Genomic DNA, 10,954 nt, shown 5'->3' on the forward strand with positions numbered 1-10,954 from the left:
GGGCGCCCTGCGCCTCAGGCCGGGGGCTTGAGCCAGTCCACGCGGGACGACGCGCCCGCCTCGCCGAGCAGGGCGACCAGCGCGCGCAGGCTTTCGCGCATCGCCAGGTCGAAGCGCCAGGGTGCGTTGAGCACCAGCAGGCCGCTGCCGTTCATGCGCAGCGGCGAGTCGTCCGCACGCACGAGCAGTTCCACCACCAGCACCGACCGGGCCGGCAGCGTCGAAAAACGCCGGTAGGCCGGCTGCAGCGCGCGGCGCTGCTTGATCGGGTACCACAGCGCGAAGGTTCCCTGCGCCCAGCGCTCCAGGCCTTCGCGCAGGGCGCGGATGGCGTCGTCGTACTCGTCGAGCTGCTTTTCGAAGGGCGGATCGACCAGCACCAGCCCGCGCCCGAACCGCTCACTGCCCGAGCGCGGCGGCAGCAGCGCGCGCATGCCCGAATAGCCGTCGCGCGCGCGCACGGCCACGCGCGGGTCGTCCGCGAAGTTCGCCTTCAGCGCGGCGGCTTCCTCCGGCTGCAGCTCGCAGCAGGCGATGCGGTCCTGCGCGCGCAGCGCATGCGCCAGCAACCAGGGCGAGCCGGGGTAGGCGTAGGCGCCGTGCCGGCGGCGGCAGTCGTCGACGGCCTGCACGTAGCGCAGCACCGGCGCAGGCAGCCCGCTACCCTGGCCGTCGAGGCGCACGATGCCTCCCTCGGCCTCGCCGGTGCGCCGCGCGGACTCGTCGTCGATGCGGTAGAGCCCGCGTCCGGCATGGGTGTCCAGCGCGAACACGGGCGACGGCTTGGCCGTCAGCGCGTCGCAGAGCGCGAGCAGCGCGACGTGCTTGAGGACGTCGGCGTGGTTGCCGGCGTGGAAGGCGTGGCGATAGTTCATGCCGGCAAGCCTACGCACTTCCCGCCGCGGGCTCGACTGTCCTGCCGCGCAAGGAGGGGACGATGACGCGCATCCTGCTGGTGGAAGACGAGACGGCCATCGCCGGCACGGTGGAGTTCGCGCTACGGGCCGACGGCTTCGACACCGCGCATGCGCTCACCGGGCAGCAGGCGCTGGCGCTGGCCCGGCAGGGCGGCTTCGACCTCGCCATCCTCGACGTGGGGCTGCCGGACATCGGCGGCTTCGCGCTGTGCCGCGAATTGCGGCGCCTGCGCGACATGCCCGTCATCTTCCTCACCGCGCGCGACGCCGAGGCCGACCGCGTGCTGGGCCTGGAGATCGGTGCCGACGACTACGTCGCCAAGCCCTTTTCGCCGCGTGAACTGGTCGCCCGCGTGCGTGCCGTGCTGCGGCGTGCTCAACCCGCGGCGCCCGCGCCGGGCTTCGTGCACGACGCCGAGGGCCACCGCATCCACTACCGCGGCCGCCTGCTCGACCTGACCCGCTACGAATACGGGCTGCTGGCCGCGCTCCTGCAGCGCCCGGGCGCGATCCTCTCGCGCGCGCAGCTCATGGACCGCGTCTGGGGCAGCGATTCCGACAGCTCGGACCGTACCGTCGATACCCACGTGAAGACGCTGCGCGCCAAGCTGCGCGAGGTCGACCCCACCACCGACCCCATCCGCACCCGGCGCGGTCTCGGCTACTCGCTGCAGGCCGACTGACGTGCGCATCGGCCTGCGCATCTTCCTGGGCTACTTCGCGATCGTCGCGCTGGCCGGGCTGCTGCTCTCGCAGGTCTTCGTGGCGCAGGTCAAGCCGGGCGTGCGTCAGGCGATGGAGGACACGCTGGTCGACATGGCCAACGTGCTGGCCGAGCTCGCCGCCGACGATCTCATCGCCGGCCGCATCGACCGCGGCCGTTTCGCCGAGCGCGTGCGGGCGCTCGGCCGCCGCGACCTCGGCGCGCGCATCTGGGGCTTCCCCAAGCGCTCGGCGGGTTACCGGATCTACGTCACCGACGCGCGCGGCATCGTGGTCTTCGACAGCCAGGGGCGCGACGTGGGCCGCGATTACTCGCGCTGGAACGACGTCCTCCTCACGCTGCAGGGCCGCTACGGCGCACGCTCCAGCCCGGATCCCGACGCGCCCGGCTCCAGCGTGATGCACGTGGCCGCGCCCGTTCGCGATGCGGGCGGGCGCATCGTGGGGGTGCTCACGGTGGCCAAGCCCAACCGCCTGATCGACCCCTTCATCGAGCGCAGCCAGGGCGTGGTGCTGCGCTGGGGCGCGGTGCTGCTGGGCGTGGCGCTGGCGGTGGGCATGCTGGCCGCGTGGTGGCTTTCGCGCGAGCTGGCCAAGCTTCGCCGCTATGCGCAGGCGGTGACCGCGGGCGAACGCGCGCCCTTGCCGCGCACGGCCGGCGAGTTCGCCGATCTCGGGCGCGCGCTGGACACCATGCGCGACCGCCTCGAAGGCCGGCAGTACGTCGAACGCTACGTGCACGCGCTCACCCACGAGATGAAGAGCCCGCTCGCGGCGATCCGTGCCAGCGCCGAGCTGCTGGAGCAGCCGCTTCCGCCGGCCGACCATGCGCGCTTCGCTGGCGCCATCCGCGCGCAGACCGAGCGCCTGGCATCGATGATCGATCGCATGCTCGCCCTCGCTGCGGTGGAGCATCGCCGTCGCCTCGACGACCCGAGGCCGGTCGACGTGGCCGCCCTGCTGGACACCGTGCATGCGGACGTGCGCGAGCGGCTCGCCGTCCGCGCGCAGCGTCTCGAGGTGGAGGCGCCCGGCGCCGTGGCCGTCAGGGGCGACGCGTTCCTCCTGCGGCAGGCGCTGGTGAATCTGGTCGAGAACGCCTCGGACTTCTCGCCACCCGGTGGGGTGATCGAGGTCGACGTGCGTGCCGTCGGGGGGCGCGTGGCCCTGCGCGTGCGCGACCGCGGCGCCGGCGTGCCGGACTTCGCGCGCGACCGCGTCTTCGAACGTTTCTACTCGTTGCCGCGCCCCGACGGTTCCAGCCGCAGCAGCGGCCTGGGCCTGAGCTTCGTCGCGGAGGTCGCCGACCTGCACGGCGGATCGGCCCGGCTGCAGGATCGCGAAGGCGGCGGCACGGATGCGGTGATCGAGCTGCCCGCCTGACCGGCCGCGCGCGCCGCGGCGCACTTCACCTTCGCCTCACCGATCCGCCATCGCCCCCGCACGCACCGGGGCCAGCCTGCCGCGACCCAGACCAGGCGGACGGACATGCGGATCGGATTGAAGATGGCGATGGTGGTGGCGCTCACGCTGGCCATCCTGATACCCCTCTCGCTCGTGCGCGAAGTGATCGCCGAGCGACAGGCCTGGCGCGTGCAGGCGGTGGCCGATGTCGAGCGCGCCTTCGCCGGCCCGCAGGTCGTGGCCGGCCCCGTGCTCACGGTGCCGTATTCGGAGATGGTGGAGGTCGAGGAGGCCGATCGCGCCGGCTTGCCCGTCAAGGTGCGCCGCCGCGTGCAGAGGCAGTGGACCTTCTTCCCGGCCAGCCTCGACGTCTCCGGCCCGCTGGCGCCCACCACGCGCCGTCGCGGCATCCACGAGGTGCATCTCTACGTATGGAACGGCAGCGTGCGCGGGCGCTTCGACGTCGCCATCCCGCCGGCGCCCGCGGGCGCCGGGCGCGTGGTCGGCGAGCCGTGGCTGGGCTGGTCCATCGCCGACGTGCGCGGCATCCGCGGAACGCCCCGCCTCATGATCGACGGTCGCGAGCTGGAGCCGCGCGAAGGGCAGGGTGCGCGCGAGGGCAGCGGCCTGCACGTGCGGCTGCCCGCGCCTGTCCCGGGTGCGAGGTGGCGGCTGGACACGCACCTGCAGATCGAGCTGGGTGGCGCCGAATCAATCGCGGTGGTGCCCCTGGGCAAGCGCAACCGCGTGGCGCTGACCTCGACCTGGCCCCACCCGAGCTTCCAGGGCATCTCGCCCTGGCGCAGCAGCGTCGCCGGCCGCGGCTTCGAGGCCGAGTGGCGCGTGGCATCGGTGGCCACCGACGTCCAGCGCCAGCTGTCGGCCGGCCGCAGCCCGCTGCCACTGACCCCGTCGCGTTCTGCGCGCGTGGAAGCGGCCGCCGCCGGTGGGGTGGACGCGCTGGGCGTGGTGCTCGCCGATCCGGTCGACACCTACACGCAGGCCGACCGTGCAACCAAGTACGGCCTGCTGTTCGTGCTCCTCACCTTCGTGGGCTTCTTCATGTTCGAGGTGATCCGCGCGCTGCCGATCCACCCGATCCAGTACGCCCTGGTGGGGCTGGCGCTCGCGATCTTCTTCCTGCTGCTGGTCAGCCTCAGCGAGCACCTGCGCTTTGGCATCGCCTATCTCATCGCGGGTGCGGCCTGCGTGGGGCTGATCGGCTTCTACGTGAGCGCGGTGCTGCGCAGCGCGGCACGCGGCGCGGGCTTCGCCGCGATGCTCGCGCTGCTGTATGCCGCGCTCTACGGCCTGCTGGTGTCGGAAGACAATGCCCTGGTGCTCGGCTCCGGCCTGCTGTTCCTGGTGCTGGCCACGATCATGACCGTGACCCGCAGGCTCGACTGGTACCGCGCCGGCGCGCAGTTCGGCGCGCCGAGGTCGTGATTCGTCTTCCCCACGATGAACATGGATCCACGGGGACGCTGGCCGTCACGCGGCGCCGGCCATCGCGCCGGACACCGGGCCAGCCCGCTCTTCATCCGTGTCTATCCGTGTCCACTCGTGGCGAAGAACCGGGCTGCGCCGCGGCAGAAGCCCCGGCTCACTCCGCCGCCACGGCCAGCGTGATCCCCAGCGCCTGCTGGTAGGCGGGTTCGCCACCGAGGTCGGCCTTGAGCAGGGGCCGTTCCTCGAACCAGCGCGCCGACAGCGTGATCGTGAGCGAGTCGCCCGATGCGCGCGCCGCCAGCCGCGGGATCGGTTCGCCCGAATGGCCCCGATGCAGCACCACCGCGAGCCGAAGCAGCGACGCGAGGCGCCGCGCGGACGGCAGCAGCCGCTCGGGCAGGGCGTCGAAGGCCGACTTCGGGATGCGGCGGCGGTGGGTGCGCACCAGCGCGGCGAGGAAACGTTGCTGCTGCTGCGAGAAGCCGGCGATGTCCGAATGCTCGATCACGTAGGCGCCGTGCACGTGGTACTGGCTGTGGGCGATCGCCAGGCCGAGCTCGTGGAGTTTGGCGGCGCGCCGGAGCATCAGGCGGTCGTCCTCGTCGAGCGACCAGCTCGCGGCGACCTGGTCGAACAGGCAGAGCGCGGTTTCCTCCACGCGCGCGGCCTGCGCGCGGTCGATGCCGTAACGCTCGATCAGCGCGGTCACCGACGCATCGCGCGGGTCGGCGCTGCCGCCGCGGCCCAGCATGTCGTACAGCACGCCCTCGCGCATCGCGGCCTTGCTGACCGCCAGCCGTTCCAGGCCCAGTGCGTCGAAAGCCGCTTCCATCACGAGCAGGCCGCCGGCGATGATCGGGCGTCGCTCGTCCGACAGGCCGGGCAGGTCGATGGCATCGATACGCGCGGCCGCCAGCAGTCGCTCGCGTACCTTCGGCAGCGCCTCGGCGGTGACCGCGCCCTTGGTGAGCTGCATGGCGGCGCACACCTCGCCGATCGCCTTGGCGGTGCCGGAGGAGCCCAAGGCCTCGTTCCACCCCAGCGAGCGGTAGGTCGCCGCGAACTGCTGGAACTCCGCGCTGACCTCCGCGACCGCGGCCTTCCAGCGCCTGCGGCCCAGTTCACCGTCGGCGAAGAAGCGCCGTGTCGTCGCGATCGCGCCCACCTGCACGCTCTCGCGCTCGATCGCCTCGAAGCCGCTGCCGATGATGAACTCGGTCGAGCCGCCGCCGATGTCGATGACCAGGCGGAGATGCCCCGGCTTCGGCGGCTGTTCGTGTGCCACGCCCAGGTAGATCAGGCGCGCTTCCTCGCGGCCGGACACCACCTCGATCGGGTGCCCCAGCGCGCTCTCCGCGGGCATCAGGAATCCCTGCGGCACCGCCAGGCGCCGCACCGTGTTGGTCGCGATCGCGCGCACCCGCTGCGGGGGGATGTCGCGCAGTCGCTGGCCGAAGCGCGCCAGGCATTCCAGGGCGCGGTCGCGCACGGTGGGGTCCAGGCCGCCCTTGGCATCCAGGCCCTCGGCCAGCCGCACGGTTTCCCTGATGCGGTCGACGATGCGCAACTGGCCGAGCACGTAGCTGGCCACCACCATGTGGAAGCTGTTGGAGCCGATGTCGACCGCGGCGAGCAGGTCGCCGTCGCGCAGCGGCAGCCGTGCGGTGTGCAGCAGTCCGTTCATCCGCAGATCCTGCCCAGCAGGCGCATCTGCGCCGAGTGCGCGGGCTCCCCCTCCGCCGGGTGCAGCCGCGTGTAGCTGCCGTCCGCGTCGAGCTCCCAGGCATTGACGTTGTCGGCGAGGTAGTTGTCCAGCGCCTCGCTCTGGATCCGCGCCGCCACCCGCGGGTCGAGGATCGCGAAACCGGTTTCCACGCGCCGGAGCAGATTGCGCTCCAGCCAGTCGGCACTGCCGCAGAAGAGCTCCGGCTCGCCGCCGTTGGCGAACCAGTACACGCGCGAGTGCTCCAGGAAGCGGCCCACGATCGAGCGCACGCGGATGTTCTCGGACACCCCCGGCACGCCCGGGCGCAGCGAGCACGCACCGCGGACGATGAGGTCGATGCGCACGCCCGCCTGCGAAGCGCGGTAGAGCGCGCGGATGACCTGCGGCTCGTTGAGCGCGTTCATCTTGGCCACGATGCGCGCCGGCAGGCCCGCCTTCGCGTTGCGGGCCTCGCGCTCGATGCGCATGAGCATCCCGCTGTGCAGCGTGAACGGCGCCTGCAGCATCCGCCTGAGTTCCAGCGAGGGCGCAAGGCCCGAGATCTGCTGGAAGATCAGGTGCACGTCATGGCCGATGTCGGCATCGGCGGTGAGCAGGCCGATGTCGGTATAGGCGCGGGCGGTGCCCGAATGGTAGTTGCCGGTGCCTAGATGCACGTAGCGGCGCAGCTTCGTGCCCTCGCGTCGCACGATCAGCAGCATCTTGGCGTGCGTCTTGTAGCCCACCACGCCGTAGACCACCTGCACGCCGGCCGCCTGAAGGCGGTCGGCAAGGCCCAGGTTGGCCTCCTCGTCGAAGCGTGCGCGCAGCTCGACCACCACCGTCACGTCCTTGCCGTTGCGCGCGGCCTGGATCAGGTGCTCGACGATGGGCGAGTCCTTGCCGGCGCGGTAGAGCGTCTGCTTGATCGCCAGCACATGCGGATCCTCCGCCGCCTGCCGCAGCAGCTCGAGCACCGGAGTGAACGAGTCGAAGGGATGGTGCAGCACCATGTCGTGCGCGGCCACCGTGTCGAACATCGCGTCCACGCCGGCGGGAATGCGTGGCGTGAACGGCGGAAACTTGAGGTCGGGCCGACGTACGAGGTCGTAGACCTGGATCACGCGGTTGAGGTTGACGGGCCCGTTGATGCGGTAGACGGCGTTCTCGTCGAGCTGGAAATTCTCTAGCAGCATGTCGACGATGTCCGGCGGGCACTGCTCGGCGATCTCCAGCCGCACCGCGCGCATGTAGCCGCGCCCCAGCAGCTCGTCCTTCAGCGCCAGCGCGAGGTTCTCCACTTCCTCCTCGTCCACCAGCAGCTCGGAGTTGCGCGTCACGCGGAACTGGTAGGCGCCCTTGACCCGCATGCCCGGGAAGAGCTCGTCGACGAAGGCCGAAAGCACGGCCGAGAGGAAGACGAAGTCGCTGGGTCCGCCGGAAACCTGCTCCGGCAGCTGGATGATGCGCGGCAGCGAGCGCGGCGCGCGCACGATCGCCAGGTGGCCCGCGCGACCGAAAGCGTCGATGCCCTCCAGCATCACCACGATGTTGAGCGACTTGTTGAGGATCTTCGGGAACGGGTGCGCGGGATCGAGCCCGAGGGGCGACAGCACCGGCAGGATCTCGTCGCGGAAGTGGCCACGCAGCCAGTCCGTCTGCGCCGGTGTCCAGGCGTCGCGATGCAGGACGCGGATGCCTGCATCCGAGAGCGCCGGGCGCAGCACGTCGTTCCAGCACCGATACTGCTGGGCGACCAGCTCGGCGGCGCGGTCGTGGATTCGGCCCAGCGTCGCCGCAGGCACGAGCCCGTCGGGTCCGGCGGCCAGGCCGAGCTCCTGCGCATGCTGCAACGTGCCCGCGCGGATCTCGAAGAACTCGTCGAGGTTGGTGCAGCTGATGCAGAGGTAGCGCAGGCGCTCGAGCAGCGGCACGGCTTCGTCCTGCGCCTGCGCCAGCACGCGGAAATTGAAATCCAGCTGCGAGAGCTCGCGGTTGAAGTAGAGCGCGGGGTCGCGCAGCAGGTCGTCGTCGACGACGGCGGAAGTCATGCGATGGGCTCCACGGGCTGGCGCGCACGCACGCGCGCGGCGGTGAAATGACAGGAGAAGGTGCTGCCCGCGCCCACTTCGCTGGCGATGTCCAGCCGCGCCTGGTGCAGGTTGAGCACGTGCTTGACGATGGACAGCCCCAGCCCGGTACCGCCGCTCTCGCGGGAACGGCTGTTGGACACGCGGTAGAACCGCTCGGTGATGCGGGGAAGATGCGCTGCCGGGATCCCGTAGCCCGTATCCGCGACCGACAGCGCGACGCCCGTGCGCCCGTCGGGATCGGGCTCCGGCCGCAGCGCGATCAGCACGCTGCCGCCCTCGGGCGTGTAGCGCACCGCATTGGCCACGAGGTTGGAGAATGCGCTGTGCAGCTCCGGCGGCGAGCCCACGATGTCCACGCCGGCGCTGTCCTCGACGCGGATCTCGTGACGCCCCTGGCTCAACGCCTGGGCCTCGCGCCGCAAGGCGGCCAGCATGCCGGCCATCGGCACGACCTCCTCGCTGGGCAGCTCGTCGCGCGATTCCAGCCGCGACAGCATCAGCAGGTCCTCCACCAGCTGCGTCATGCGCTGCGACTGCCGCTGCATCTCCGCGACGATCGGCGCCCACTCGGGCTGCTCCTGAGGGTCCAGCATGTCCAGGTAGCCGTGCAGCACCGTGAGTGGCGTGCGCAACTCGTGCGAGACATTGGCCACGAAGTCGCGGCGCATCTGTTCGAGGGCGAGCAGGCGGCTCACGTCGCGCGCGACGAGCAGCCACAGGTCGTCGGAGTAGGGCAGCAGGCGCAGGCTGAGTGTCGTGCCCGGCTGCAGCGGCGAGGCCACCTCCAGCGGCTCGGCATTGCGCCCGCGGGCCAGCCAGTTGGCCAGCGGAAGCGGCTGCAGGCGTTCGACCACCGGCGCGGTGACGTCGGTTGGATAACGCAGCCCAAGCAGCGTGGTACCGGCTTCGTTGAACCACACGATGCGCTGGGTCAGTCGGTCGACCACGATGATCGCGTCGGGCAGCACCGTGGCGGCGGCGCGGTAGGCGCGCAGCATGTCCACCAGCCGTCGCTTGCGGCGGCGCGCGCTGGCCTGCCGCCGCTGCAGCAGGCGATCGGCCTCGGCCCAGGCGCCGCCGGCATCACCCGCGACCAGCCTGCGCTGCGAACGCAGCCGCAGCAGCAGGCGGCGCAGGTTCCAGGCCTGCCATGCCAATGCGGTGGTCGCGCCGATCGCCAGCCCCGCCCATGGCTCGCCCGCCGCGGCGCCGACTGCGAGGCCGGCCGCCAGCAACAGGCCGAGGTGGCCGAGCGTGCGCCACCAGGCGCGTTCGGAGACGGGAGGCATGGCGGCAGTGTAGGCCGGTCGCCACGGGCGCCGCGAGCGCGGCGCCACTCAGGCTTCGGGCGCGGCCGAGAAGCGGTAGCCCGCTCCGCGCACCGTCTGCACCATGCCGTCCAGCCCGTGCGGCTCCAGCGTCTTGCGCAGCCGCCGGATGTGCACGTCGATGGTGCGTTCCTCGACGTACACGCTGCCGCCCCAGACGTGGTCGAGCAGCTGCGAGCGCGAGTACACGCGGTCGGGGTGGGTCATGAAGAAGTGCAGCAGGCGGTACTCGGTGGGGCCGATCTGCACGGCCTGTTCCCCCGCCGGGCTGCGCGCCAGCACGCGGTGCGCGGCACCGTCGATGCGCAGGTCGCCCACGGCGATGCTGCCGTCCTCGTCGTCCTCGCGGGCGCGGCGCAGCACGGCACGGATCCGCGCCAGCAGCTCGCGGGCGGAGAAGGGCTTGACGACGTAATCGTCGACACCCGCCTCCAGCCCGCCCACGCGGTCGTTCTCCTCGCCGCGGGCGGTCAGCATGATGATCGGGATCTCGCGCGTGAGCTGTTCCCGACGCCAGCGCCGCGCAAGTTCCAGGCCACTGGTGCCGGGCAGCATCCAGTCGAGCAGGATGAGGTCGGGGACGCGGTCGGCGATGGCCTCCTGCGCCTGGCGTGCGTCGCCGGCATGCACCGGGTCGAATTCCCCCTTGCGCAGGGCGAAGGCGACCATGTCGCGGATGGCGGGCTCGTCCTCGACGATCAGGATGCGCTTGTGCACGCGGTCACCAGGGGCGGATTGCCGGACGCGGCCAATAGACTACGGTTTGGTGACAGGGCGATGACAGGGCGGCCTGGCGGCGCGGTTTCCCGGCGGGACGTGCTTCAGTCGCGCTTGGCGTCCTCGTCGCGGATGCCCTGGCGCCGCAGCTCCAGCACCGTGGGCGTGATCGCGGCGATGCGCGCCTCGACGCGGGCGCGGGCGTAGTAGTCCAGGTCCTCGCGCTTCTTGAGGTTGTTGAGCTGCACCAGCGCCAGTTCGGGGCGGCCGCCGAGGTAGGCCGCCTCGGCATGGGCCTCGCCCGCGCGCACCAGGTCGCCGGCGACTTCGCTGGCCCGCGCGAAGGTGCGCTGGAACACGGCATCGTCGCCCGCGCCCGCCATCAGGGGGCGCAGGACGGCCTGGGCCCGCCGGCCCGCCGCGGCGTTGCCGCGCTCGGCCAGGGCGCGGGCGTAGGTCAGGGCCACCGGGCGACTGGTCGGCGTCTTGCGCAGGAGTGCCTCGAAGCGTGCGTCGGCGGCGCCGTGGTCGCCCGCACGCGCCTCGGCCTCCGCCAGCGTCAGCTCGAGCCATGCATCGCCCGGCCGCTCGGCGGCCAGCGCGGCCAGCGCCGGCAGC

8 protein-coding genes and 1 pseudogene are annotated in these 10,954 nt (G+C 72.0%); 3 read left to right on the top strand and 6 right to left on the bottom strand.

Features of this window, described 5'->3' with window-relative positions:
- Positions 1-14: 14 nt before the first annotated feature.
- Positions 15-875, bottom strand: coding sequence for a 23S rRNA (adenine(2030)-N(6))-methyltransferase RlmJ (locus EYQ95_RS17695; protein WP_132328761.1), 861 nt, complete (start codon positions 873-875; stop codon positions 15-17).
- Positions 876-937: 62 nt separating this feature from the next.
- Between EYQ95_RS17695 and creB the strand changes: the two genes are divergently transcribed.
- The 3 genes from creB to creD all read left to right on the top strand — a co-directional run bounded on the left by creB (position 938) and on the right by creD (position 4,490).
- Complete coding sequence (creB, locus tag EYQ95_RS17700; protein ID WP_132328763.1) at positions 938-1,600, top strand: two-component system response regulator CreB; 663 nt, start codon at positions 938-940, stop codon at positions 1,598-1,600.
- Position 1,601: 1 nt separating this feature from the next.
- Positions 1,602-3,023 (top strand): two-component system sensor histidine kinase CreC, encoded by a 1,422-nt coding sequence (creC, locus tag EYQ95_RS17705; RefSeq protein ID WP_132328765.1) that lies wholly within the window; start codon positions 1,602-1,604, stop codon positions 3,021-3,023.
- A gap of 105 nt (positions 3,024-3,128) precedes the next feature.
- Positions 3,129-4,490, top strand: coding sequence for a cell envelope integrity protein CreD (creD, locus tag EYQ95_RS17710; RefSeq protein WP_132328767.1), 1,362 nt, complete (start codon positions 3,129-3,131; stop codon positions 4,488-4,490).
- 157 nt (positions 4,491-4,647) lie between these two features.
- Here creD and ppx read toward each other — a convergent pair whose 3' ends face one another.
- The 5 genes and pseudogenes from ppx to EYQ95_RS17735 form a co-directional block, all read right to left on the bottom strand.
- Entirely contained in the window at positions 4,648-6,177 is a 1,530-nt protein-coding gene (gene ppx, locus EYQ95_RS17715) for an exopolyphosphatase (RefSeq protein ID WP_132328769.1), read from the bottom strand.
- Positions 6,174-8,249, bottom strand: coding sequence for a polyphosphate kinase 1 (gene ppk1 / locus EYQ95_RS17720; RefSeq protein ID WP_132328772.1), 2,076 nt, complete (start codon positions 8,247-8,249; stop codon positions 6,174-6,176). Before ppk1 ends, ppx begins: the two co-directional genes overlap by 4 nt.
- Positions 8,246-9,580 (bottom strand): phosphate regulon sensor histidine kinase PhoR, encoded by a 1,335-nt coding sequence (gene phoR / locus EYQ95_RS17725; RefSeq protein WP_132328774.1) that lies wholly within the window; start codon positions 9,578-9,580, stop codon positions 8,246-8,248. The genes ppk1 and phoR overlap by 4 nt, the downstream gene beginning before the upstream one ends.
- Positions 9,581-9,628: 48 nt before the next feature.
- A complete protein-coding gene (gene phoB / locus EYQ95_RS17730) occupies positions 9,629-10,336 on the bottom strand; it encodes a phosphate regulon transcriptional regulator PhoB (RefSeq protein WP_132328776.1) in 708 nt (235 codons plus the stop codon).
- A 104-nt stretch (positions 10,337-10,440) separates the two neighbouring features.
- Positions 10,441-10,954 (bottom strand): annotated as a pseudogene (locus EYQ95_RS17735) (M48 family peptidase); the annotation flags it as partial.

Source organism: Lysobacter sp. N42, from assembly GCF_004344885.1.

Bases quoted from the DNA above. Each gene is read 5' to 3' on its own strand.
- EYQ95_RS17695 (WP_132328761.1), bottom strand. From the start codon at position 875: ATGAACTATCGCCACGCCTTCCACGCCGGCAACCACGCCGACGTCCTC.
- creB (WP_132328763.1), top strand. From the start codon at position 938: ATGACGCGCATCCTGCTGGTGGAAGACGAGACGGCCATCGCCGGCACG.
- creD (WP_132328767.1), top strand. From the start codon at position 3,129: ATGCGGATCGGATTGAAGATGGCGATGGTGGTGGCGCTCACGCTGGCC.
- ppx (WP_132328769.1), bottom strand. From the start codon at position 6,177: ATGAACGGACTGCTGCACACCGCACGGCTGCCGCTGCGCGACGGCGAC.
- ppk1 (WP_132328772.1), bottom strand. From the start codon at position 8,249: ATGACTTCCGCCGTCGTCGACGACGACCTGCTGCGCGACCCCGCGCTC.
- phoR (WP_132328774.1), bottom strand. From the start codon at position 9,580: ATGCCTCCCGTCTCCGAACGCGCCTGGTGGCGCACGCTCGGCCACCTC.